Origin of the sequence: Paenibacillus foliorum, assembly GCF_013141765.1 — a bacterium.
Taxonomy (GTDB): domain Bacteria; phylum Bacillota; class Bacilli; order Paenibacillales; family NBRC-103111; genus Paenibacillus_S; species Paenibacillus_S foliorum.
In genome coordinates this window covers 1-23,490 of sequence record NZ_WHOD01000016.1, presented here as the reverse complement: position 1 = coordinate 23,490, position 23,490 = coordinate 1, and the positions used below count along the sequence as shown (strand labels likewise).

The following is a 23,490-nucleotide window of genomic DNA, read 5'->3' as shown; positions in this document are numbered from 1 at the left end:
AGAGTACTGACAAAATATTTGTTATTTCCTATATCGCTGCTAATTTTAAAGCCTGCTCTTCAGCTTCTTTATATCCTTTTTTTAATACTTCATCTCTGTCCAGAATAACTGTTCCTTGAACTCGAATTGTTTCGAAATCTTCGATACCAAAGAAATTAAACATGGACTTCAAATATTTATGTGAGTATTCCACTTCGGTATACCAGTCATCATTGGTGTAGATTGAACCACTAGCTTGAATTACAACCATACTTCTTCCATCTTTTAGAAGACCGACAGATCCAGTATCGGTATATTTAAACGTTTCCCTTGCAATCATAATATTATCCATATAATCCTTTAGTTTTGATGGGATATTAAAGTTATGCAATGGATAAACAATTACATACTTATTCGCACTTTTGAATTGTTTTAATATCTCATTCATGCGGTCTGTAACGTCTTTTTCTTGACTTGTTAATTCTTCACCTTTTCCTTGTTTCGCCCATGCTATAAAAACAGTTTTATCTAATATGGGTACTTCATCGTCGTATAGATTAATTTGTTCAATAACTTCGTCATTTGGATGCTTCTCTTTGTATACTTTCAAAAAGTAACTAAATACATCTAGACTTGCTGAGGTTTGAGAATCAAATTCTGGATGTGCATTGATGATAAGTAGTTTACTCATGGAAATTTCCTCCTAAAATTGAAAGTTCATTTAGTTTATTGTCGATCATAATAATCGTCGATAATATTAATCATCGATTGATATAGTCTATAATACGACTTTCCCAATTGTATGTCAATTTATACAGCGTTGTAATTATGTAAATTTACAAAATGAAATTGATGCTATACTATGTATTTGATAAGCCTATTAACATGAAAGTAGGTGATTTTATATATGCAGTATAGTGTTATGGTTGAATATGCTTTGCATAGCCTTGTCTATTTAATAGACATACCTGAAGAGGAGAGCATAGGAATAAAGGATCTTTCAGAATTTCAAGGGCTTTCAGAAACGTATCTCTCGAAAGTTCTCGGTAAATTGTCTAAGGCTGGTATTGTGAGTTCTACACCTGGTGTAAAGGGAGGATATAAATTAGCTAAGATCCCTGAGGAAATTTCGTTTTGGGATGTAATTGAAGCGGTTGAAGGAAAAAAAACTATTTTTCAATGTAAAAACATATTAAAAACTAACTTAATGTATAGAGATAATGAAGAATGTACTTCATGTACTCAGAGCAATCCTTTATGTACGATTAACTTGACAATGCTTGAAGCAGAAGAGCATATGCGCAAGGTTCTACGTAATAAAACTCTTGCTTGGTTAAATAAGGAGCTGGATCGTGTTTTACCTGAGAAAGTACGAACTGATAGCCAAAACTATTTTAAGAATAAAAATTCAAACTAAAGCAATACAAAAACTAGAGTGAAAGGCTGAGTATTATTTCAGCCCCTCCTCATCAAACCGTACGTGAGGTTTTCCCTCATACGGCTTTCCAATGTTCTTACTTCGTGCGCATGTAGATTACAAAAGTGTTTTTAATCCATGTTGTTTGGCTGTGAATTTAGGGTGACTGAACATTTTAATAAAACTCATACCGATTTTCATCATTACTTTTTTCGAAGGCTTATTAAAATCGGCTGTAAAACTATACACATCATGAAAACCCAATTTGCTAAATCCATATTGTAAACAGGCTGCCACCTATGCCATATCTTCCGCCCCACGTTCGGCACTTAAGCCATTTTCATGAACCCATACCCACATAGCTGCAAAAATAGACAGCAAATTCCACCCACGCTTAGTTAGCTCATATTTGACGTGCAGGGGCACACCGGGGTACAGCGTACGAGTAATAATCCCCTTCTCCTCTAGCACCCGCAGTCGATCTGTTAACGTCTTTGGGCTAATAGGGTGTAGTCTTCTCCGCAGCTCTCCAAATCGCTTGGTTCCGACAAACAACTCTAACAGAAGAGGAGGCACTTACCGTCCAAGATTTCCAGCAAGGGATCAATGGTCTTCGATACAAGAGCGATCCAATATAGACGTTTCCTCCATAGTTCATTTTTTGAAACTACTGGGGGCTTCCTGGGGTGTGACAGTAGTTAACGTAATTAAATTAGCGGATAATATAGATGAACTTGAAAACGATGCAGCGGAAATGTCTGAGGAAATTGATTCCGACATAGGGGCGTTGTATACTAAAATGAAAATAAAACGGGAGTGTGAAACATAATGAAAAAGAAGTGGAGTGTAGGTATATTTCTCTTCAACGATGTTGAGGTGCTTGATTTTGCTGGTCCCTTCGAAGTGTTTTCCGTTACTACATATCCGGACCAACATGTGGATACTCCGGAATTCAATCCGTTTCTCGTAAAACTAGTTTCGGAGACGGGAGAATTGGTACAGGCTTATAATGGATTGAAAGTGCAGCCAGATTACAGTTTCGACAATGCACCACATTTTGATATTTTGGTGATTCCTGGCGGACTTGGTGCCAGAGAGAAGGAGATTTACAACGAGAAAGTCATTCAATGGATTTCGCAGCGTATGGGTAATGTTAAACTGATGACATCCGTTTGTACAGGTGCTCTTCTGTTGGCGAAGGCAGGTCTTCTAAACGGAAAGATGGCAACGACTCATTGGGCCAGCTATGATAGACTCGAGAAAGAGTTTCCGGCTGTCACTGTAAAGAGGAATGTCAAGTTCGTTGATGAAGGGAATATTGTGACATCGGGTGGGATTTCCGCCGGAATCAATATGGCATTCCACGTTGTTAAACAACTACTAGGTTCGGAAATTGCTCAAACAACAGCCAAGACAATGGAGTACGACATCACGATTGAGTAACATCAATACATAGAGATACGTGTGAAAATGGTCATAATTTGAATACTTATTCCATTCTATGATCCTGTTTTTTTAGGGGTACCGTGACATGCTCATGAAATAAGGCAAATTAATATCTCCAAAACGAAAAAAACGCTGTTATTCTGTACTAGGATGGTTTTTTTTCAGTAGCATTGATAAATGAATGGTTAACTGATGTTACTGTGCAATGTACTACGTCCTTTTTTTTTAAGAATTCCGAACTATTCGTGGCTTTTGTATACGATGCAACTTCTTTACTTCTATGTTGTTCATCCACTGGAACATGAGAACATATCTTAAGTGTCTCATCCAGGCACATAATAGCAATTTTCAAACATTATTCCATGATTCTTCCTTCTTTTGCTAATGAGAATAGTGCCCCTCAAACTCTTTTCTCTGTTTTCGAGCTTGACCAAAATAGACTTGAGTACCAACATGTAACCCCCTAATTGCACACATTAAATGATATTTATATTTCTTATACTGGTTTGAAATAGTTCCAATTTTAATATTCGTATCTAAGTAATAATTAAAATATGCAGCAGCATAATAGACTTCATAATTCCTCGATAATGCTAATTACATCGTCCCTTGTCACAACTAATTTATCATTTATTATAATGGAAACACCATCTAATCCTTTTTCACCTTCGTCTGTCATTATATCGTTTGGATCAAAACGATCGAGAGTATATTTATTTATAATACATGTATTAATAAAATGTTCGAAAGCCGTCTCTTTTCCTTTTCCCTATTTGCGTCATTTGTAATAACGTTCACCGCGCTTGATGCTTCGGCAAATTTTTAATGGTTTATTAGGCGCTAGGCCATACACGCTCCCTCCTCTATGAATAACCTAGCCAATAGCAGTATTCTCCACATTTTCTTTTGAAGGAGGTGATGTTGCCCATGGTAAATGCCTATACCAAAAGCCGAATACGCAAAATTGTCCGCCGCTTCGACCTAATTCCGTTGCGTTCAGACTCGATCGCGTCTCTTTATCGAAAGAACGCCATCGTCCGAGTACGGACGGAAAGCGGAACCTATGCGATGAAGCCCTTCTTCCGGAGTAATTTACTCCACACAGGTACAATTGATCAAATAAAAACAGCTGCAGACTATATACAGCATTTGATGAATAATGGTTTCAATTCCATGCCTAAATGGCTTGCTAGCAATTCAGGGAAATTATGGACTTTAAACCAAGGAAGACCCTTCTATGTAACCACATGGATAAATGGGAGAAGCATGGATAATCAAGAGGATTTCGAAAAGCTTGGACGAGCTCTTGCCTCCTTGCATACAACATCCAGTCGTTCCTTCCCCCTTAAAGGTCCCTTTTATGATCATATTCGATTATGGCAGAACCATGATCGTCTCTTTCGCAGACGTATGGCAAAAGCAAACCAAACGAATAAATGGACCCGCAGATGGTATAAAAGGTTCGGAGAATCCTGTAACCAGTTTTCTGATCGGTCCTGGACCGAATTAATGAGCCCGGAGCTTGTAGACCTTTTTGTGAAGGAAATGATTCGTCCCGCATTGATACACTGCGATATTACTTCACTGAATGTCATTATTGCCGATGACGGACAGCTTTTCATTATTGATTGGGATCGCATTAAGTTAGGATCGATTTATGTTGACTTAGCAACAGCCCTCATGAACACGACTCGCTTTAATCCCGTCCTCATTCATTCGTTGTTAAACGGGTACGAAGAACTCCGTCCTTTAGACCGGACCGAACGTAAAATGATTTCTTCCTTGTATCGGTTACCTCGAGAAGCTTGGTTTACCGCTCGGTTCCCTAAAAGCCCGAGAAGCCGCATCATGTTAGATATTATGGAGCAAACATGGCCTCTCCGATTAAAGGCAATGGATTTATTAGATGAATGGGTAAATCAGTAGGGAGAGGAATGATGTTGTAAAAAAACCTTTTTAGGAAAAAACTTGCCGTTACTTATGGTACGGTTCACCGCGCTTAATATTAAAAATCGAATGAATTTATCAAGAAGCACTGGGCACTTAACTGGTGCTTCTTGTTTGTATAGAGCTAGTACTTATGTTGTATTCGTGAAGAAAAATAGAACATCCTATTATTGGGGTTTAAAACATTTTAAGGGATATATGATCCTTGGCTCAGTGTCAGTATGCAGCTCCGCCGACATCTGAACCTATTATAATTAAACCGGGTGCAAATTCATGAACCGAATATTCCACGTTACCCTGAACTATCTCACCTATCTTCCACAACCTTAAATAACCACTTTCACCAATCGTACCTTCTCCACCATTTGTCTGTAATCTAAATTCAACATAATCAACAGGAAATTTAATCCGAAGCATTGTTTCTACGTCTTCAATATCCCTTTTTGAGATGGGTGTGTTTGTTTGAAAGTTTTCCATAAAATCTTCGTGCACTTTGTATCCTCCTTTGTTAAAGTGTTAAATATTGAAAAGTTCCGTAAGACCTGCGCCATAATATTATCCCACTTAATAAATAAAGGCTACAGTCACCTGAGTGACAATAGCCATTTATTAAATAGATGTTTAGCTTTGTTTGCTTTGACCCGCTTGAGCGCTTCGTTCATGTTATCTCTGCAAGTATCCATGCAGATTGTGCACTCCCGCATATTCTCCATGTTCCGCATGTACGTTCTGCGTCGAGCCTTCTCTTCGAAGTTGGCTGGACTTGGCTCCTGTTTCGGTACCTTTCATTGACCCACACCTCCTAAGGTTCGGCCCTTCCCTCTTCTCGTCGACAACATGAGGTACTACGGCGTATGCTGACTTCTCATGATAAATCTTGTTTCAACCGTGATTCGAAAGTCATCTCTTCACGTCCATGAGACCTCCCATGGTAAGACGACTCACCTTCCTTCCATCTACCCGCACTATTTACACTTGAATGTCCGTGTAGTGTATTGGACTTCGCTTTGTCTTGCAAAGCTCATTCCGTTCCTTGTGCCTGATGATGTTCGTGTTCCTCGGACCGGAAGTTAGCCTCCTGCTTCCTTCAGATTCCATCTCACGATGGACACCCTTGCTCATGGCTACAGTAGACGCTCGCCAGCCCCCGTTCGGGACTTTCACCCTAGAGTTGACGTCCATGCTGGGCGTACTTAAAAAAGGTGTCGGGGTGAAATACCCCAACACCTTTTTTGTTTTGTTTCTATTTCAACGAATCAATCAAAGAACCAATTTCAGGGTTAATTTTTCAGGAGCGAAGCAATACGGTCAATGCTTCGGCACGAGTCGAGTTTTTGTCCGGAGCAAAAGAACCTCCACCCGCACCGTTAATAATGCCGGCCTTTGTTGCTGCTTCGATCTGGTCATTATTCCATTAATTTCCGATATCGGTAAACGCAGCGCTGCTTGTTCCTTGAACTGTAGTCAGGTTAATGATTCTGACGATAATGGCGATCATTTCTACACGGGTGATGTTAGCTTCAGGGTAGAATGTGCCATCTTCATATCCGTTGATGATACCATTTGATGCAAGTGCCAAGATCGCTTCTTTAGCCCAGCTCTCGTTGATATCACTAAACTGGGCAGCCTTCAATTCGCCAGTACCGATATTGAAGGTTTTGGCAACGATAGCAGCAAACTCGCCGCGAGTAATAGGAGCATCCGGCATAAATGTGCCATCCTAGTAACCTTTAACGACCCCAAGCTTCGAGAACACATGTATACTTTCGGCTGACCAATGATCGGATACATAAATTCTATACCTATATAAGGGCGCATCTGATAAGCAGTGTAAAAATACGAATGTCGTTATAAACACTTATACTGAGCTTACGTCTCCTTCTTCATACGGCAGGAGCTATCCACTCATAAGATAGTGCATCTAGCTTCGCAAACCATGCGCGTTCACCTGATCGTATCTCTAACTGCCTTCTCATGTTCTTATTGAACTCTCGTTTACCGTTAATTGAACGAATGTTCTTATTGAAAATCCATTCTGTAAAGTTTGAATGTCACTTTGAAATTTTTCGGTTGCCACATCTCGTCATAGGATGATCGATAAGTCATCCCCAATTTTTGCATTACTTTTTCGCTTTTCGGGTTGTTAACATCGTGCGTTGCCGTGACGAAATGAAATCCGTTTTCTTTTAGTTTTTCCAGTACCGCTTTGGAAGCCTCGGGGATGATACCTTGCCCCCAAAACTGCTTTCGTAAGCCATAACCCAATTCACCACTGGCGGTTCTTTCGTCAAATCCCCCGAGCGAGACATATCCGATCACTTGGTTTGACTGTTTATATACCACGGCATAGCGATAGGCAATATCCTTTGCGTAATCAGCAAAAATATTGTTGTGGAGATATTCTCGCGTTTCCTCAACCGACTGGAAGGGAAACCAAGGCAAAAACTCATTAACTTCCTCGTCGCTGTAAATAAGGAACATCTCTGCAACATCGTCGTCAGTGAATCTTCTTAAAATCAATCTCTCTGTTTCAATCAAAGGTGTATTATCTTTTTTCATCTTGCCCTCCTTTTCACTTCATTACTTTTAAGTTCTTGTGTATCTGCGTTTTATTTGGTGAAGGTATCCGTATTAAAATCTAACTGTAGTAAATGTAACAGGCACAAATTGTACTATCAATGTATAGTTCTTTTATAATCCTGCCAGTTACTTCAATGAAATCAAAAAGGAGCGTCTTATATCCAGCTCCTGCCTATTGTGTCCCGTTGCGTAATGCTTCCAGCCTTTTTGCTCGTTCAAATGCTTTATGTAAAAACTCTTTAGCCGATAAATCCTCATAATCCCAATTCATCGCCTCTATTGCAGTCGCGCCTGAATAATCCGTTTCCGCAATTTTTTTCATGGTTGTAGACCAATCAATCGTGCCGTCAAAGGGTAACCCGTGTTGGGCATGACTTCCGTTATTATCATGTAAATGTAGTGCCATCACCCGGGAACCGTACATGGATAATAAATCAACGCCTGGATAGTAGCGGTAGTGATGTCCGCAGTCATAACAGAATCCGATACACAGGGAATCCACTTGCTCCAGCACATATGCCAAATTGGTAAGATTCCGTAAATTCTCCAGTGCAACATTGACACCAAGCTGTTCAGCTTTTTCAGTGATTCTCTTGATTCTATCCAGTCCCAATGCGTTATATGGATTGTCTTCTTTGGGCAGGTGCACCACCATTGTTGGAATCTCAAATTCGGCGCAATCTGCAACACATTGCAAATAACAATCGGTTATGGCTTCACCGTCCAGATTGTCAAGCCAAAGGCTGTGTTGGTTTTTGATAGGCGCGTGGATATTTTCTATAAAAAGACCCGCTTCTCGCGCAATTTGTGGCCCGTTGCGGTAATCGTTCCGATTAAAGTCTTCACTCCACCATAATAAAACGCCATCAAATCCGGCTTCTTTTATTAACTGATAGCGTTCCTTAATCGGCAATTCATAGCCAAACCAATCATAAATGGTAATCATAAGCCGCTTCCTTTCTTGTTTTTTTCCATCATTGCCGTCCTCGTGTCAAAAACAATAGCTGCCGCCGATGCATTAATAATCTTCATAGTTTTTTCAATACGTGACACTAGATGGTCAAATTGCGTGCTGATATTTATTACTGGTAAATTCAGAATAAATAATCCTCCTCGTTTCCCAATAATTGGTCCTTGTGAAGCTATGTTATTATACTATTAATTAATTGGCAAACCTTAAAAACACACGTTAGCTTTCTGGATAGAAACATATATTCGCCCTACGATGCCTGATTATGGGGTTTTCAGAAAATGAGATCTTTGTTTATCTTTATATATCTCATTTTTTTGAAGTAAGAATCTATCAAATAGATACTCCGCAGAAGGATTGACCTCAACTGCCCCTTAACGAAGTTGACATCATTCGCACTAACCTGCCCGTTCCTTTAATAAACAAAAACGAGGAGCTGCCACGCGGCAAGCTCCTCCACTATCGTTCCTCGTTAGCTCAATGACTTGTCTGAGATTGGAACAACATGCTACCAACGACACAAATTTCAAAATAGGCGCCTCTACCTGAAATTTTCTACACACTCATGCAGAAAGGCGTCTAGCGTGCGTGGCTCTCTGCCGAGCAAGCGCTTCACAGTGTCATTTGGACTTTCTGGCACCACCGTAGACATGTTTTGAATTTCCACAACGTGGTTCGCGAGCCAAGGAGGCATATGCCCGTTCTCCATAAGATTGCGGAGTAGTACTTGGGGTTCCATGTTGATGTAGCTTATTGGCCGATTAAGCAGGGCGGATAGTTGACTCGCGATCTGGGGATAACTGAAAATCTCCGAACCAGTAAGCGTATATATTTGGCCTGATACCTCGCGGTTGGTCAGAACTTCTGCGGCAACATCTGCGATATCGCGACAGTCAATGAAGTTACACGGTGAATCACCCATGGAGCCGAAGAAAACATTTTGGGTTGTGATCGTTGGTGCAAGACGCATTAAGTTTTGCATGAACGCATAAGGGCGCAACACGGTGTGGGTGAGACCCGATTCCCTCAGCGTTTTCTCGATTTCTTGATGCCAGCCAGCCACTGCCACTGGAGAACTTCGCTCAAAGGCAGGGCTGGATATTTTTACGATATGTTTGATTCCAGATTCAGCGGCAATCTGAATGATTGAAGTTTCCAATTCGATTTGTCTTGGACTGTTGGACATGGCAAGGAAGAGCTGGCTAGCACCTGCAAACGCGTGGCGCAGCGATTCGGGGTCGGAAGCATCCGCCAATGCGACCTCGATAGTCGATCGGCCTTTTTCTCCGATCTGATCACGCAACTTCTCTGGCTCTCTGCTCAGCGCCCTGACGGATAAGCCAAGATCAACCAAACGTTCTAAAAGCGCACTGCCTATCGTACCTGTTGCTCCCATAATAACTATCATTTTTTTCTTCTCCTTTTGGATGAAATATTAGTTGTGACGGCAAGACGCCACCGCCATGTCACTATCGTGCTTGCTATGAATCCTGACAACGGGAAATCGATCCAGACACGACCGACCCAGGCCAAGTGATTGCTCGGAATCATAATTTCTAGTAAACCAGATGTCACCCATGCGGCGTATAGGCCAAACGAGGAACCGGCCAATGCGAACAACCCTACCACAACCAAGTGAGGTGCACCGATGATCCATCGTATAAGGCCCACTCGGCTGCGCAACAATAGGCCAATCATCAAGGCCATCAAGGCCGATGCACCGCCGATTGTGGTCAATGCCCCTATTTGAAGACCCCTATCGGCAGTAACCAACCCCCCGCTACCTGCCATGATGGCAGGAGCAGCATAGGCCATTACAACTTCACGCCATAGTACAAAAGTCTTTTTCTTGGAACCAGCAGTCTTGATGCCGTAAACATCATCTGTCTGATTCGGGTATTTCATCTTGTTCATTTAGTTGCTCCCTTCTTCTTTGAAATAGTTCAACGATTGCTTTCAGTGAGATATAATTAGCTTCCTAACTATATAAGAGTAAAAATAGGCTAGCTTCACTAGCCCATTCTACTCATTACTGATATTTCCCTTTGGTTTCGAGCCTAGTTCGCCCGTAAGTGCTGAGATGCCTTGTGTAACTCGGCCTAGCAAGTCGAGAAATACGCTGCGCTCATCGATATTGAGTAAGCCCACCATTGCTTCCAGCCGAGCGAAATGCTCAGGAGCCATTTCACGGAGCTTCTTCGCTCCTTCTTCCGTCAAAATGACCGATCTCTGACGGCCATCGTCTGAGCTTGATCGCCGAGATACTAGCCCATCTCGTTCAAGAGTGTCGATAAGACCTGTCACTGTAGCACGTGTAACACCTAGATGCTCCGCTAATTGCGAAGGCAACTCTTCTCCTTCGTTATCTTCAAGATCTGCCAATAAACGATATCGCCCTGTTGATAAACCGAATCTAGAGAAATGAATCTCCGAGGCATGTCCAAGCTTGGCTCCCGCTGCCATTAGCCTAGACGCGACGAGTATAGCCTGTGCGTCTATGTCTAGGTTATAGCGATCAATCTGACGCTTGGATTGTACAAGCGAGGGAATAGCGTCAATGTCATTTATTATTTTATTATTGTTGTTCATATATATAGTATGGCTCCTAATTACTTTTGTGTCAACACATTGTTATAACACATCAACACCCCGCCTTTCTTCATAACTGAAGCTATATTCCTCCTCGGTCACTGCAAAAGGCTCGATCTCTCTTTTATTCCAAATCGAGTTAGAGCTGTTTAATCCTCATCAACCGAAGATTATACCAAATATATGGAGTTATATAGTTGTATTTAGTTATGTTATCCTCCCCGTTACTTCAACTAGGCTGCCTATCATGCCGGCAGCCTCGTCCTGGTTTCTTATTGAACAAACGTTCCTCGTTAGCGCAATACCGGCAAACTAACGCTTACCCTGTCAAAAGGTATATTTTTAGATAAATATTTCAGCAATTGAATAGAGTACGGCTTGGCCGCTTATTGTTACTCGTTCACCAAGGAGTTTGCAATATAGGGTGCCGCCGCGTTTGGAAACCTGTCTTGCTATCATTTCCTGTTTATTCAAACGCTCAGCCCAATATGGAATAAAATTGCAATGAGCAGATCCGCATACGGGGTCCTCGTTAACATTTAATTTAGGAAAGAAACTTCGAGAAACGAAATCATACTGATCACTTTTAGCAGTAACCTGTACGCCCAGCCCATCTGGGAGAGCAGCTAACTTAGCAAAATCAGGGTCAAGGCTACGTACATCAGATTCTGAATCAAGTACGAACATTAAGTCCCGACCAAGATAAGTTTCTGTGGGTTTATACCCAAGGGCTTCAACCATTTGTTCCGTTAATGGATGTGCATTAGGCATCCTGCTCGGGAAATCCATTTCGTACAGATCACCCTTTTTAACAACAATTAGTTCTCCACTGAGGGTTTGAAATCGAACACTCTTAATTTCAGCATCATAAAAATTAACTATCACGTAGGCTGTTGCTAAAGTTGCATGACCACATAAGTCAATTTCGTTTCCCGGAGTAAACCATCTTAATCGGTAATAATCATCTTCCTTGACGGCAAAGGCAGTTTCGGAGAGATTATTCTCGATTGCAATCTTCTGCATAATATCATCTGGAAGCCATTCATCCAGAATACAGACGCCAGCTGGATTTCCTTCAAAAACCTTGTTTGCAAATGCATCAACTACATAATATTTCATTGTCATCTTCCTCCCTTGTTTACTGCTAAGATAAAAGTCATTTTAACAACTTAATTGTATGGCATCAAATAATAAATTGTATGACATACAATTTTATTTTTAATACAAGGAAGGGAGATCATTGTCTTCACTTTCTAACAATGTTCTGATGATTTTAAGTGCTTGTATTAATCTAGCGTTATTTTCTGGAGCAGTAATAGCCATTCTTACGGCGCTCTGAGGTTTTGCTGTACCCACTGCAAAACGTTCTGAGGCATATAAACCTGTACCCCCGCATGATAGGCACGCAATTCAAAAGCTTTCCCCGTTGTATCATCAGGAAGAACTAACCACCTAAAAATACATTCTGGTGCTCCATTTACCTTATAATCACCAAGATACTGACTTACGATTAAGTTTTGCTCTCTCGAATACGCACGACGTTTTTCTAATATTACATCTGAAACACCGTCATTGATTATTCTCGCTGCGAGTTCAGCCATCATAGGCGATACCGAAATAATAATATTATATAGAGCTGCCGACAGGGGTAGTGGGATTATGAAAATCAGGAATTAGATATAGCCCTTTTATATTCTCGTTTTTACAAGCATAAATTAACCCTTCTTGTGTAACTTCATTATTCTGTTGTTGGATTACCACTAAATGAATCCCTAACATATTGGCTGCTGTCTTAATACCTAATAGCAAATGAATTACAACTCGTTATTTCTCCCAAAGCTCGACCAGTCGACCTTCAGGATCTTCAATCCAAATAAACTTTCCAAATTCACTAATCTCTTTTTTCTTTGCAAGAGGTACACCAATATGTTCAAGATGCTTAATAGTCTCGTTTAGATTATGTACTTGGAAATTTAACATCACTTGTTGTTCTGTTGGAAAATAACTGTCATTCTCGGTAAAGAAAGAAAAGATAGTCTCATTTCCAAATTGGGGTTTTATCACAGTCCCATTCCAATTTTCTATTTCAATCTTCAACACTTCACTGTACCATTTTTTTATAACTTCAAGATTCTTAGTTCTCCAAAATATTCCTCCGAAACCTTTTATCATTGTATCTAACTCCTGTCTATCATCAAATTTTTAGCTTTCCGATTATATTAGATATTCGAGATTTAAATTAAGTTCCTTTTTCAACTATACTGCCAGTTAGCTTAACGCCCATATCCAGTCTAATACTTTATTTTGTGATATTATCAAGACCTAAATTGAAAAAAGATAGATAAATTAAAGGACGCAACATATTTTATATGACTAATATGTTATCTCCTTTTTTTTTCAACTAACGCACCCGTTACTTTAAGTTCATTTCTTCATAAACTTAATATGGTGCGATTGCTCTTATTAAACAATCGCACCCGGTAGTTAAGTAACTTTATTTGACTTTCTGTTTAAACACTCGTCACGAAATGGCGAATCGGGTTTTTAGCCTTGCGGCATTTTGCTCATATCCATATACAACGCGTTCCACCGATGACCGTCCGGATCGGCAAAACCGCAGCCGTACATCCAGCCACCCTTTTCGCCCGGCTTGCTGAATACAGTGCCGCCGGCACGTTCGGCTTTCAAGGCGAACTCATCAACTTCATCTCTGGAGTTCGCCCCAAGAGAGAATAACACTTCAGTGCCCTGTCACGAATCCGCAACCGCATTACCAGCAAAACCGCGGAATGCGGATTCCGGGAAGAGCATCAAAACAACCTGATTGTCACCGACGATCAAGCTGAATGAGCCGTCTTGACTCGCATACTGCTCATTCAATCGAAAACCGAGCTGGGTATAAAACGCCTTTGCCCGTTCTGGTTCTCGCACTGGAAGGTTCAACCATAATTCTCTCGACATACCTAACAACCTCCTGATATAGAGATGCAGTAATCACTCACCCCTGTATAAAATCAATGCTTATTATAATCTTTCCTTCTTGTTTGGAAATAAACCCTTGTTCAACTATCCTGCCCGTCCCTCGGTTTTAAGGGTTTATCTCACGTATACTCACTCATTCGCAGGATTTCTACTGCACGCTTATTCCACGAATACCTTAGAAGCTTACCATCCCATGGCTCTACGGGTCTAGACCCTTACATTCCATCGTCATACCTGTCCAAGGTGTGGAGACCGATTGCTTTTAGCGGACGGGTCTAAGCCCTTTTCGGGCAGGAACTCGGTTCTCCGTGCTTTCTTTGTAAAATCCTGCGAATGAGTCAACCTACGTGGTATTCAAACGTTTTATGCGGCTTGAATAAGGATGTGACTTGCCTTTCAGGCGTAAATGCTTCACCTTTTTGGACAATGCTGATTAAGATTCGAGCTACTTTTCCCAGCAGTTTAAATACGAACCTCTGCTTCTTCATATGCTTAACTTTAATGTTATACTCATGTAACTCTCGAAAAACGGGATTGATACCTATGAGCTGTATGGTAGCGAGAAACAGATAGATGAGATGTGCTAATTCGTTCAATTCGTTGATCTTGACCTTCTGTTTGTTTAAACTTCATAGTAGGAGCGCTTCCTTGATGGTGTTGGGTTTCGAACCCGTGGACAAACCCATCATACCGAGGCACTCCTTTTTTGACAAAGACGATTTCTTAGCCTTAACAGGACTGTTTACTTCAATAAAGAATAGAGGAGCTGCCGCAAAGCGAGCCCCTCCACTATCGTTCTCCGTCGTAGTTATGTAGAGGATTAGATAGCAATTTCCATCTTAATCGATGGATGATATTCATAATTTATTAAATTGAAATCATTAATAGTAAAATCATCAAATCTTTTAATTTCTGGATTAATCCAAAGTGCAGGAGCAGGATAAGAATAACGTTGAATCTGTTCTTTCAAAGGTTCTATATGTCTTTCATAGATATGAGCATCATTAATATTAAGTGTAAGTGTTCCTAATTTGTATCCCGTCACTTGAGAAATCATTCGCTGTAAAACGTAATACTGGAATACATTAAATGGGTTACCTAAACCAATATCGTTTGATCTTGCGTTTACTACTAAATGGAGAAACCCTTCTTTTATTAGCCATTGATTATTCCAAACACAAGGATAAAGCTCCATTTGATCAAGATCATCAATATTCCAAAGAGATATTACATGCCTTCTAGATGTAGGATTATTAATAAGCTGATCGATTAGATTATGAACCTGATTTGTGATCTTTCCATTTAACATAATTGGCTTGCCTAACTGATAGCCATATGCCTTGCCAATATTGTTATTAGTATTCGTCCACTCTTTCCATATCTTTACTTTATTTTCATCTAAATAGGTGCAATCACTTGTTCGCTTCACATAAAACCATAATAGTTCATGTATCGCTGATTTCCATGGTACTCTTTTCGTTGTTAGTATAGGTACCTCTGAATTATCAAATTTTAACTGCTTGGAAATTAAACTTTTTGTGTAGGCAGGATTACCGTCAGACCATCTTGTTCTTACATCATGATCTTTGTCCCAAGTACCATTATCAAGAATATCTTTTACTAATTCATTGTAAATCCCATCTGCCGTTCCCAACTTCTAGCCCCCTAATTAATATTTATATTGAGCATGCTTTATAATTTCGAGAGGGATAATGAAGTATCCTCTTCCTTTTTCCATTTAACGCTTATGCCAATCGTATATTTCAACAAAAGTTGACCGCGACCACGCATAACTGCCCGTAATGAGACCGCCGATCAATATGGCAGCCTCATCCTTGGTTAATTGAACTAAAGTTCTCCATTAGTTTAATCTTTCCTCCTCCATAATCCCCCAGAACAGGGAGTAAGTCCACTCCTTATATAAAAGGATGTATGTTTTGAATCGTATGTCAATGTTACAATTTCTAACCCAACACGTTCTGCCTCTTGCAGCAATTTCCTAACTAAGGATTCGCCAATTCCTTTTTTCTGAAATTTTGGGTGTACAATTATGTCTTCCATGTACCCGTGTTGCAACCCCATCCCGGCAACATAGCCGAATGCTATAAGCTTATTTTCCTCATCTCTGAGACCAGCCCAAAAGTTACAACGTTCGAATAATGTTGGATAATCTGAATATCTGCCGTCCCAACCAACCATTTCTCTTAAATTGGGAACTTCATCCGCTACTATGGGCAGATTAATTATTATCTCTTGCTTCAATTTATTATTCTCCCTTGTCTTTTCTAAATTTGTTCTACACTATCTTGAAACTATCCAGCCCGTTAGGATATAAGTTTTTGTCTTGCTAAAAGACAAGAACTTATATCCATAAAATAAAAAAAACGCGCTGCACGAGGATTTCTATAGATATATGTTCTTGTCCTCCTACATCTGTCCGGTGACACAAACATATGCGCTATGCGCTTGCCTTTCCGGCTCAGCAGGAATTAATGCAAAAAAAACCTGGAAGTCGTCCCCCAGGCGATTGTGCTTATGATTAGGGCTAGGAAAAATTCCACCCACAGGGCTTCTTTACTCAATTCAAGGCAATACTATATCTCTGATAGTATTTACTAAATTATTAATTGCAAGGATCTAATAGGTTGATGGTTGTCGGATTTTAGTCCGCCGAAAATCATTCTATCCATATCAAACTTTCAGCAGTTTTCTGAAGTTTATAGTTCTTCTCAATTCATCAGCTAATGAAATGGCTTGCTGCATATCCTCGTGCTGACTCGACCAATGCCAACTCCCATATCTACCTATACTATAAATGCCGTATTGCTGCAAGTAGCTTTGAATAAGCGAAGTTACCTGGTTGTCCGGCAAGCAATAATTTTGCTCCAAGTAGATCGGCTTAAGGGTAACGATATCGCTCTCATCCTCGATCATTCCGATGCTAATGAGGTCCCTTATGACCTGTGGCACTATGTACAAAGCCTCCTGTTTATTCTTGAAAAACAACGGTGAACATTCCACGTACATCGAGCTATAGCCTTCAGGCGCCATATCAGGTTGAACGTTGCTATAGAAACCGATTCTATAGAAATGATATTTCATTTCGGCCAGATAGATCCAACTTTTGTTTGCATGCAACAGATTTCTCTTTACTCCCAAATTGAGGATCAAGCCTCTGCTAGCTCGTAATTGTTGGGATAAATAAGCGATCCCACAATCGACATCGGCAATCATACTTACCAACCTTGGCAGCGGAATGGTTGATATAATCGTTTCCCAAGGTGACGTTTGCTTATTGATGCTGATCGTTCGTTGATTCAGATGAATTGATTGCACTTGGGAATTGAAACGCACCTGCACATCCTTCGCCAGATGTACCGGAATCGCCTGCGCACCTAATGGATCTTTCGGGTAGTAAAAATAACTGTTATAGCCCTCGGTTTTCTGATTGGTCCGAACATTTCTGATTTCTTCGTATTTACCGATTTGGATTTGTGACAGATCGGACACTCCGAACATTTTCACATTATAGTCTCTAAAGAAGCGTTCAAATAAAGTGGGACCATACGAATTGAGCAGCATGTCCGAATAGTTTTGACTCTTAGTAGCCTCTTTTTGCCCAAGAGCAGCTAACTCACGATCGATCTGTTGGACAAGACTGTTATCAGCATGCGTTTTATAACTTTGTTGAAGGGGGAAGTCGTACAATCCCCCCTCCCAATATACAAAGGCTTGACGTGCGTGCTTCTCGAGGGAAAGACCTTCCAATAGCTGTAACACTTTAGGTGCATTTTGATGATGGAACCAATGTCCGCCTATATCGAAGGTAAATTTACCTACATGTGTATTCATGTTATACGACGATGCTTTCCCTCCTAACCCCGGATTGCTTTCCAGAACCTTTCCATAGCCCAAAGTTACCGCAAAGGATAACCCAGTAACTCCTGCTCCGATTACATATGTGGACACCAGGTTCACCCTTTCTGCTAAATCTGCATGGTACTTTTTATGAGTGCATTTACCTTGAAGACATCGTACTTATACTCAGCAATCTCACGACTACATGCTCCCATTATTTCGATCATGTACGGATTCAAGATGAACTGTTCCATCGCATCAGCAAGCGCTTTCGAACTCTTTACTGGGACCAACAAACCGTTGCGCCCATGAATGACCGTCTCACGACAACCGGGTGTATCCGTAGTTACAATCGGCAGTCCCATGGCCATCGCTTCCAGCACAGATTTAGGAGTACCTTCTCGATATGAAGGTAAGACGAAGACGTTAGAACTCCTTAAATACGGACGCACATCAGTCGTTTCCCCCAGATAGCGGATCACGCCTTCGTTCATCCATTCCTTTACTTGGGCTTTACTTATCGAAGTCGGATTATGATCAAATGGGCCTAAGAGTTGAATGCTTACATGAGGATATTTAATCTTCAGGATCCTGGCCGCTTCGATGTATTCATATATTCCTTTGTCTTTAATTATTCTTGCAACAAGTATAAAAGTTATTGGCGCTTTTGACCGGACTTTGGGGTTCATAGCAAACTTATCCAGGTTAACACCGGAGCCATTTAGAATTGTTGTCTTATCCTGCTGGATCAAACCGAGCCGATTAAATAAATGCAGATCATCAGGATTTTCGAAGAAGACCCTTTCACAATGCTGAAAAGCAAGGCGATACCAGGTATTTACAAGAGGGGTTAACAAGCGTTGCTTCCATGTAAATCCTGTAAACACATAGCCTAAGCCGGTCACCGTTAAAAAGACCCTAGTCGTTCTTATAGTTCTAGCTGCCAAAGCGCCGTAAAGAACAGGCTTGATTGAGTAGCAACTGACGATATCGGGAAGTTCGTTCCGAATGATCCGAGCCAAATGAAATATACTGAGGATATCGTAAAACGGGTTTAATCCTGTATTCTTGAGTGGAATTTGAATAAACCTTACTCCAACGGCAGATAATGTACCCTCCGCTACGGAATCTGGTGCCAATGCTGTCACGCTATGTCCGTCATGTACTAGAGATTCTATAAGATCCCAGCTAAAATTCAAATAATACTTGGAGTATGGAACTATAAACATGATTTTGGCCATCTAATCTAAGCTCCCAGCATTGAGTATTAACTTACTCTTACCTGACTTAACTTGTGTGCCACTAAGCATACCAGCACCAACGTCAGCCCCAATATTTCATATGCGAAGAAACGAAACGTTAAAATGAGGAAAGCGATAGAGCCAAGAACAATAGCACCAGCATAAGCAAGAAGTACCGTTTGTTTGACTGAAAAACCCATCTTGATGAGTCTTAGAGCAAAATGATCCTTACTTCCTCGAAGTGGCGACTTACCATCCTTGAGTCGAAGAATAGAAACAAAGATTAGCTCAAATAGCGGAACTCCCAGAATAATCAGCGGGACGATCAAATAATAACCAAGATGTTTTTCTTCGCTCCATTGTGTAAATGTGCAAGCGAGTAAGAAACCAATGAGCAGACTTCCGGTATCACCCATATAAATCTTGGCGGGGTTAAAATTGAAAGCTAAAAAACCTAAGCAGGAGCCAGATAATGTAAGCATTAATGCGCTATTGAATGGATCCCCTGAAAAATGTAGTAACAGTGCAAGAAACAAAGAACAAATGCCTGAAACGCCCGCGGCTAGACCGTCCATAATATCAATCATGTTGAAGGCGTTTGTCACCCCTATGACCCAAACCAAAGTGATTGCCAAATTCAACGTCCAATGATCAAACAGCGAGAAACCTATCCCCTGGGACCAAACGACAAACGTCGCAAGCAGTTGTACACTTAACTTGGTGACTGGAGTTACTGCTCTTATGTCATCAATGAGTCCGATTATTAGGATCACGAAGGCACCAAGCATTAGACCGTGCTGCTGGGTATTCAAATTAATATTGAAGACCAAAATCAAGGAGTACATTGTAACTGCAATGGTAGTGAAAATCGCTGCGCCACCTAAGTAGGGAGTGGGATTGTTGTGAGTCTTCAGGCTGGTGTTAGGAAAATCCACTATATGCAGTTTCAGTGCGATGACTCTAGCAATTGGGGTCAATATAGCGCACAGAGTTAGTGCGAGAAAGAAGGCTATGGGTTGCATCGCGTTTCTCCATTCGTTAAGATGAGTGATATATTTCTTTATTTGTGTGGTGTCATATTTATTGAGAAAAATGGATTAAAAATTGTTGATTTATCAAGGGCTTAATTTCATATTTACTGAGAAAAAAGAAGGTAATCATTGTTTAAATAGCGGTATTTTTCATAATTATTGCGAAAAACCGCATATGGCCTTATACATTATTTATGCATTAAATGCATAACATTTTCGCTTCCCTAATGTTACCCCGAATGACTCCCTAGACACAAAAAAAAGTACTTAGCCATAGACTTATAAAGTCAATGTTTAAGTACTTTTTATATTCTCTTAAATAAATTTTTCCATTTTTGATTTTCTTCTATATTGCCCAGTATGCAACTCTTGATCGTCTAGCAGAACAAAATCTAAATTCCTAGAATTCTGTGAACTTCTACTAAGCAAATTACAAGTTTTTATTATGTGCCAATCTGTAAGTCGGTCCTCTTCAAAAGCCAATCTAGTTGCTTTAATAATTATCTCTTTAGTATAGCCTGGGAGTCCGTCGGTCGTAAGATACAATTTTTCGATCGCTTGTTCTGTAAGCCATGATTTTTCTGAGAATGGCAAGTAAGAATCAATTGTTTGAAGAAATAAGGCATACTCATCTTCATCTAATGGAGATAACGTTACCCTAGATAGAACCCTACTAGCGAATGCTGCATTATGAAGTAGTAATCTATTAGATACTTCTAAACCAGATAAAATAACAGAAACTTGTAAATTGTCAAATAGCATTCTAAGCCATTCGACGGAATCACTATGTATCCTTAGCGAAGTAGCATCGAAAAGATGCTCAATATCATCGAGCATAATTAATTCAATACCAAGTTGTGTAATCGACTCAACAACTTTGTTTGTCATTGATGATAAAGAGAGATTGTTACGATAATTAACATCCATTTGTTCTAATAGACTTATTGCTAACTCCCTTGGTTTTGCATGAAGTGGTGACTTCAAATAAAGTATTGGAAAAACTGAATCACCATTATATCTCTCCAAATACTTATTTTTGTAATAAGTCAACAGAGCTGACTTTCCACTACCAGAGGATCCAGTCAATAAAAGATTATTAGGACATCCAATTTTTGTGGAGTTATGGCACTCAGAAATGGCGTCAATCACTTTCCTAAATTCGATATGTTTAATTACAGAGCCCTTTATCCTTGTAATTGTATTAACATAGTCATTACTACTGAAATCACTTGAAATAGCTAACAACACTTTTCCCACCTTAAATATCGTACTTAAATAGTTTACATCCAAGTATTCCCAAAACTTAATCTTTTAAACCGGTTCCATCTAAGAACTTTTACGATACGATCATGATAACTTTAGATAAAAGAAATAATGGCCCATTCTAACTTCGAGGATTTAACACTCCTGAATTATGTTACTTATTAGTCCTTCTCATATTCGTTTTACTATAAATAATGCATAAATTCCGCCATTCACCAGAAATTCACTCCTAGTAACCCCAACTCCATAAAACTGTTTTGAGTGGGTTAAGTATTTTGTTGAGTTTATGGACTACAAGCAACCTAAAAGTTTTATTGCCTTGATGGGCAACCTTGATAACATCATTATTTTACATGCATTATTGTAACTTAACCCATAAGTTTGCCGCTTTGGAAAGCTTATGCTTCCAAATTACCATGGCAAACTTATGCTTCCTAATACAAAAAGCCCTTGAAAATCAAGGACCTTTGATTAAGCAAAATTCAATTTGTGTTAAGACCTTATTTTCTATGTCTTTGGGACAATTAAAATAAGCTCCGCATCAGTAGTAATAGTACAAGACCTATTCAAAGCATAGGAATGAATGAGATTAATGATGATAGCCGCTAGCATTCTTCGAGTTCAAATTACCCATGCTACAAAGGAACATCGTACAACAGCGATCGAAAAAATGCTGATATTGATGCAAATCATAAACGGATTTACAAAAATACCTGTTTTCAATCACACAGACAATTTATACGCATCATAGCTACTTTTCCGTTAGCTTCACATGGATCCTAAAAATAACGTCGATACAATTCTCTCCTTCGTTCACCCCGCAACTGAGCATAAATTTGAGTGGTTGATGCTTTCTCATGCCCAAGCATCCCTTGTATAAACTCCAATGGTGCACCGTTATCTAACAGTTGACAAGCATAGGTATGCCGAAAACGATGTGGGTATACATTTGCAGCTACTTCACCTCGCGCTGCCAACAGTTTTAATGAGTGACGGATCGTTGGGATACTCAAACGGCGGATAGGATGGCTTTCGGTGACAAACAACGCTTTACTGGAATCCTCACGACTCTCAAGGTATCGTTTTAACCACACCTTGCACTCTGTCGTAAAATATACTTCCCTCTGTTTGGAACCCTTACCATTTACAATGGCCGAGCAGTTTTCCCAGTTGATGTCTTCAATATTTAATTTCTGTACTTCGCCGACACGACAACCCGTACAATACAGAAATTCTAGAAGAGCATGCTCACGTGGTGAATGACAGGAAATCTTGAGATGGATAACATCTTCTTCAATTAGAAATTTGGGAATTCGTTTATCCATCTTTGGTTCTCTCAACTTAAGGGATGGATTTTTAGGAATATGGCCTTCTTCAAAAGCAAAACGAAAAAGAGAACGTACAAATCGGATCCGATGTCCTAAACTGCTTGGTTTTAATCGCTCTGTTTGTTTGGCCAAATAGTCTTTTAGCTGATTTAAAGATACCTCCTCGAGTTCGAGATTACCCATTTCGCGGATCAACATCTTTAACTGAAGAGAGTAAGCTTTTAATGTGTGAGGACTGAACCCCAATATTCGTTTATCGGTTTCATACAGTATCCATAGCTCGTCTAATTTCATAGCAAAACCCTCCCAATTCATCTAATAATTCTAGTTTTACTAGAATCAGGAGGATTTAATCTGTCCAAAACATCTTTTTCAAAATAATTAAGATAACACGCAGTTTGAATCTAAGTGCCCATGAGCTTAATAACAAAATCTTAGAAACATATTCGAAACTGACTGTTAAAATTATTTCATAACTTCTCGAGTTTTACTGTAAATAATTTCATATTTATGAAATAATGTAATGATAAATTATTTTATTTCATAAAGGGAGATAACAATGCCAAAACAACGTCAACTAATAGAACCTTCAGACTTTGAACGAATGCGTGTATTTCAACAGCCAATCTCAATCTTTTTACAAGGTGAACTTATAGGTGAGAATGTAATAATTCAATCTCATGATGAAGAACTTGTATTAAGCACCATTGGAGAACGGTACGTTAAGGCAAATTGTCAATTTCTTAGTAAAAGATAATTCCAATACTATACTCATAATCATAGAATATAGTTATCATTAAGAAAAATAAACCTAATAATAAAAGGTCAGTCTGCTGATGCAAACTGACCTTTTGTTATT

Annotated in this window: 26 protein-coding genes and 3 pseudogenes; 5 read left to right on the top strand and 24 right to left on the bottom strand. The window is 39.8% G+C overall.

Annotation, left to right across the window (positions count from 1 at the left end; all coding sequences use genetic code 11):
* Nucleotides 1-28: 28 nt before the first annotated feature.
* Nucleotides 29-670 carry an FMN-dependent NADH-azoreductase gene (locus tag GC093_RS04625; RefSeq protein ID WP_171650700.1) on the bottom strand — a complete coding sequence of 214 codons (642 nt, stop codon included), beginning with the start codon at nt 668-670 and terminating at the stop codon, nt 29-31.
* 216 nt (nt 671-886) lie between these two features.
* Between GC093_RS04625 and GC093_RS04620 the strand changes: the two genes are divergently transcribed.
* Nucleotides 887-1,396 carry an RrF2 family transcriptional regulator gene (locus GC093_RS04620; RefSeq protein WP_171650699.1) on the top strand — a complete coding sequence of 170 codons (510 nt, stop codon included), beginning with the start codon at nt 887-889 and terminating at the stop codon, nt 1,394-1,396.
* Nucleotides 1,397-1,513: 117 nt separating this feature from the next.
* On the opposite strand, the gene GC093_RS36810 is transcribed toward GC093_RS04620, so the two are convergent.
* On the bottom strand, nt 1,514-1,693 hold the full coding sequence (locus GC093_RS36810) for a GNAT family N-acetyltransferase (RefSeq protein WP_376768628.1): 180 nt from the start codon (nt 1,691-1,693) through the stop codon (nt 1,514-1,516).
* Nucleotides 1,694-1,951 (bottom strand): winged helix-turn-helix transcriptional regulator, encoded by a 258-nt coding sequence (locus GC093_RS35685; RefSeq protein ID WP_246313470.1) that lies wholly within the window; start codon nt 1,949-1,951, stop codon nt 1,694-1,696.
* Between the two features lie 133 nt (nt 1,952-2,084).
* On the opposite strand from GC093_RS35685, the gene GC093_RS04610 reads away from it, so the two are divergent.
* The 3 genes from GC093_RS04610 to GC093_RS04600 all read left to right on the top strand — a co-directional run bounded on the left by GC093_RS04610 (nt 2,085) and on the right by GC093_RS04600 (nt 4,768).
* Nucleotides 2,085-2,225, top strand: a complete 141-nt coding sequence (locus GC093_RS04610) for a hypothetical protein (RefSeq protein ID WP_171650698.1) — start codon at nt 2,085-2,087, stop codon at nt 2,223-2,225.
* Nucleotides 2,225-2,839, top strand: coding sequence for a DJ-1/PfpI family protein (locus GC093_RS04605; protein WP_171650697.1), 615 nt, complete (start codon nt 2,225-2,227; stop codon nt 2,837-2,839). The genes GC093_RS04610 and GC093_RS04605 overlap by 1 nt, the downstream gene beginning before the upstream one ends.
* Before the next feature lie 930 nt (nt 2,840-3,769).
* On the top strand, nt 3,770-4,768 hold the full coding sequence (locus tag GC093_RS04600) for a phosphotransferase (protein WP_171650696.1): 999 nt from the start codon (nt 3,770-3,772) through the stop codon (nt 4,766-4,768).
* 237 nt (nt 4,769-5,005) lie between these two features.
* Here the strand turns inward: GC093_RS04600 and GC093_RS04595 are convergent, their stop codons facing one another.
* The 21 genes and pseudogenes from GC093_RS04595 to GC093_RS04505 form a co-directional block, all read right to left on the bottom strand.
* On the bottom strand, nt 5,006-5,281 hold the full coding sequence (locus GC093_RS04595) for an SMI1/KNR4 family protein (RefSeq protein ID WP_171650695.1): 276 nt from the start codon (nt 5,279-5,281) through the stop codon (nt 5,006-5,008).
* Nucleotides 5,282-5,452: 171 nt separating this feature from the next.
* Nucleotides 5,453-5,578, bottom strand: coding sequence for a hypothetical protein (locus tag GC093_RS36285; protein WP_281365152.1), 126 nt, complete (start codon nt 5,576-5,578; stop codon nt 5,453-5,455).
* 499 nt (nt 5,579-6,077) lie between these two features.
* Nucleotides 6,078-6,191: pseudogene (locus tag GC093_RS36805) on the bottom strand (S-layer homology domain-containing protein); the annotation flags it as partial.
* A gap of 12 nt (nt 6,192-6,203) precedes the next feature.
* The gene (locus GC093_RS04585) at nt 6,204-6,458 is read right to left on the bottom strand and encodes an S-layer homology domain-containing protein (RefSeq protein ID WP_376768629.1); all 255 of its coding nucleotides are present in this window, start codon (nt 6,456-6,458) and stop codon (nt 6,204-6,206) included.
* Nucleotides 6,459-6,461: 3 nt separating this feature from the next.
* Nucleotides 6,462-6,509 (bottom strand): annotated as a pseudogene (locus tag GC093_RS36280) (S-layer homology domain-containing protein); the annotation flags it as partial.
* A 299-nt stretch (nt 6,510-6,808) separates the two neighbouring features.
* Nucleotides 6,809-7,348 carry a GNAT family N-acetyltransferase gene (locus GC093_RS04580; RefSeq protein WP_171650694.1) on the bottom strand — a complete coding sequence of 180 codons (540 nt, stop codon included), beginning with the start codon at nt 7,346-7,348 and terminating at the stop codon, nt 6,809-6,811.
* A 193-nt stretch (nt 7,349-7,541) separates the two neighbouring features.
* Complete coding sequence (locus GC093_RS04575; RefSeq protein WP_171650693.1) at nt 7,542-8,315, bottom strand: sugar phosphate isomerase/epimerase family protein; 774 nt, start codon at nt 8,313-8,315, stop codon at nt 7,542-7,544.
* A gap of 565 nt (nt 8,316-8,880) precedes the next feature.
* Nucleotides 8,881-9,747, bottom strand: a complete 867-nt coding sequence (locus GC093_RS04570) for an SDR family oxidoreductase (protein ID WP_171650692.1) — start codon at nt 9,745-9,747, stop codon at nt 8,881-8,883.
* A complete protein-coding gene (locus GC093_RS04565; protein WP_312886457.1) occupies nt 9,744-10,244 on the bottom strand; it encodes a hypothetical protein in 501 nt (166 codons plus the stop codon). Before GC093_RS04565 ends, GC093_RS04570 begins: the two co-directional genes overlap by 4 nt.
* Before the next feature lie 117 nt (nt 10,245-10,361).
* Nucleotides 10,362-10,928: a MarR family winged helix-turn-helix transcriptional regulator gene (locus GC093_RS04560; protein ID WP_171650690.1), complete on the bottom strand. Its 567-nt coding sequence runs from the start codon at nt 10,926-10,928 to the stop codon at nt 10,362-10,364.
* Between the two features lie 342 nt (nt 10,929-11,270).
* Complete coding sequence (locus tag GC093_RS04555) at nt 11,271-12,047, bottom strand: PhzF family protein (protein WP_171650689.1); 777 nt, start codon at nt 12,045-12,047, stop codon at nt 11,271-11,273.
* A 206-nt stretch (nt 12,048-12,253) separates the two neighbouring features.
* The gene (locus tag GC093_RS04550) at nt 12,254-12,532 is read right to left on the bottom strand and encodes a hypothetical protein (protein WP_171650688.1); all 279 of its coding nucleotides are present in this window, start codon (nt 12,530-12,532) and stop codon (nt 12,254-12,256) included.
* Nucleotides 12,533-12,752: 220 nt separating this feature from the next.
* A complete protein-coding gene (locus GC093_RS04545; protein WP_171650687.1) occupies nt 12,753-13,100 on the bottom strand; it encodes a VOC family protein in 348 nt (115 codons plus the stop codon).
* A gap of 372 nt (nt 13,101-13,472) precedes the next feature.
* A pseudogene (locus tag GC093_RS36800) lies at nt 13,473-13,889 on the bottom strand (VOC family protein).
* A gap of 841 nt (nt 13,890-14,730) precedes the next feature.
* Complete coding sequence (gene thyA, locus GC093_RS04535) at nt 14,731-15,564, bottom strand: thymidylate synthase (RefSeq protein WP_171650686.1); 834 nt, start codon at nt 15,562-15,564, stop codon at nt 14,731-14,733.
* 212 nt (nt 15,565-15,776) lie between these two features.
* Entirely contained in the window at nt 15,777-16,172 is a 396-nt protein-coding gene (locus GC093_RS04530; protein ID WP_171650685.1) for a GNAT family N-acetyltransferase, read from the bottom strand.
* A gap of 429 nt (nt 16,173-16,601) precedes the next feature.
* Nucleotides 16,602-17,879 (bottom strand): protoporphyrinogen/coproporphyrinogen oxidase, encoded by a 1,278-nt coding sequence (locus tag GC093_RS04525; RefSeq protein ID WP_171650684.1) that lies wholly within the window; start codon nt 17,877-17,879, stop codon nt 16,602-16,604.
* Between the two features lie 17 nt (nt 17,880-17,896).
* Complete coding sequence (locus GC093_RS04520; RefSeq protein WP_171650683.1) at nt 17,897-19,009, bottom strand: glycosyltransferase family 4 protein; 1,113 nt, start codon at nt 19,007-19,009, stop codon at nt 17,897-17,899.
* A 26-nt stretch (nt 19,010-19,035) separates the two neighbouring features.
* Nucleotides 19,036-20,031 carry a glycosyltransferase family 4 protein gene (locus tag GC093_RS04515; protein WP_171650682.1) on the bottom strand — a complete coding sequence of 332 codons (996 nt, stop codon included), beginning with the start codon at nt 20,029-20,031 and terminating at the stop codon, nt 19,036-19,038.
* 324 nt (nt 20,032-20,355) lie between these two features.
* Nucleotides 20,356-21,285, bottom strand: coding sequence for a TniB family NTP-binding protein (locus GC093_RS04510; RefSeq protein WP_171650681.1), 930 nt, complete (start codon nt 21,283-21,285; stop codon nt 20,356-20,358).
* A 797-nt stretch (nt 21,286-22,082) separates the two neighbouring features.
* Nucleotides 22,083-22,925, bottom strand: a complete 843-nt coding sequence (locus tag GC093_RS04505; protein WP_171650680.1) for a tyrosine-type recombinase/integrase — start codon at nt 22,923-22,925, stop codon at nt 22,083-22,085.
* 265 nt (nt 22,926-23,190) lie between these two features.
* On the opposite strand from GC093_RS04505, the gene GC093_RS04500 reads away from it, so the two are divergent.
* The gene (locus tag GC093_RS04500) at nt 23,191-23,388 is read left to right on the top strand and encodes a hypothetical protein (protein WP_171650679.1); all 198 of its coding nucleotides are present in this window, start codon (nt 23,191-23,193) and stop codon (nt 23,386-23,388) included.
* Nucleotides 23,389-23,490: the final 102 nt, after the last annotated feature.

What these genes read in the sequence shown, in the direction of transcription:
- GC093_RS04625 (WP_171650700.1), bottom strand. Translation starts at nt 670, where the DNA reads ATGAGTAAACTACTTATCATCAATGCACATCCAGAATTTGATTCTCAA.
- GC093_RS04620 (WP_171650699.1), top strand. Translation starts at nt 887, where the DNA reads ATGCAGTATAGTGTTATGGTTGAATATGCTTTGCATAGCCTTGTCTAT.
- GC093_RS04605 (WP_171650697.1), top strand. Translation starts at nt 2,225, where the DNA reads ATGAAAAAGAAGTGGAGTGTAGGTATATTTCTCTTCAACGATGTTGAG.
- GC093_RS04600 (WP_171650696.1), top strand. Translation starts at nt 3,770, where the DNA reads ATGGTAAATGCCTATACCAAAAGCCGAATACGCAAAATTGTCCGCCGC.
- GC093_RS36285 (WP_281365152.1), bottom strand. Translation starts at nt 5,578, where the DNA reads ATGAAAGGTACCGAAACAGGAGCCAAGTCCAGCCAACTTCGAAGAGAA.
- GC093_RS04580 (WP_171650694.1), bottom strand. Translation starts at nt 7,348, where the DNA reads ATGAAAAAAGATAATACACCTTTGATTGAAACAGAGAGATTGATTTTA.
- GC093_RS04575 (WP_171650693.1), bottom strand. Translation starts at nt 8,315, where the DNA reads ATGATTACCATTTATGATTGGTTTGGCTATGAATTGCCGATTAAGGAA.
- GC093_RS04570 (WP_171650692.1), bottom strand. Translation starts at nt 9,747, where the DNA reads ATGATAGTTATTATGGGAGCAACAGGTACGATAGGCAGTGCGCTTTTA.
- GC093_RS04565 (WP_312886457.1), bottom strand. Translation starts at nt 10,244, where the DNA reads ATGAAATACCCGAATCAGACAGATGATGTTTACGGCATCAAGACTGCT.
- GC093_RS04560 (WP_171650690.1), bottom strand. Translation starts at nt 10,928, where the DNA reads ATGAACAACAATAATAAAATAATAAATGACATTGACGCTATTCCCTCG.
- GC093_RS04555 (WP_171650689.1), bottom strand. Translation starts at nt 12,047, where the DNA reads ATGAAATATTATGTAGTTGATGCATTTGCAAACAAGGTTTTTGAAGGA.
- GC093_RS04550 (WP_171650688.1), bottom strand. Translation starts at nt 12,532, where the DNA reads ATGATGGCTGAACTCGCAGCGAGAATAATCAATGACGGTGTTTCAGAT.
- GC093_RS04545 (WP_171650687.1), bottom strand. Translation starts at nt 13,100, where the DNA reads ATGATAAAAGGTTTCGGAGGAATATTTTGGAGAACTAAGAATCTTGAA.
- GC093_RS04520 (WP_171650683.1), bottom strand. Translation starts at nt 19,009, where the DNA reads ATGGCCAAAATCATGTTTATAGTTCCATACTCCAAGTATTATTTGAAT.
- GC093_RS04515 (WP_171650682.1), bottom strand. Translation starts at nt 20,031, where the DNA reads ATGCAACCCATAGCCTTCTTTCTCGCACTAACTCTGTGCGCTATATTG.
- GC093_RS04505 (WP_171650680.1), bottom strand. Translation starts at nt 22,925, where the DNA reads ATGAAATTAGACGAGCTATGGATACTGTATGAAACCGATAAACGAATA.
- GC093_RS04500 (WP_171650679.1), top strand. Translation starts at nt 23,191, where the DNA reads ATGCCAAAACAACGTCAACTAATAGAACCTTCAGACTTTGAACGAATG.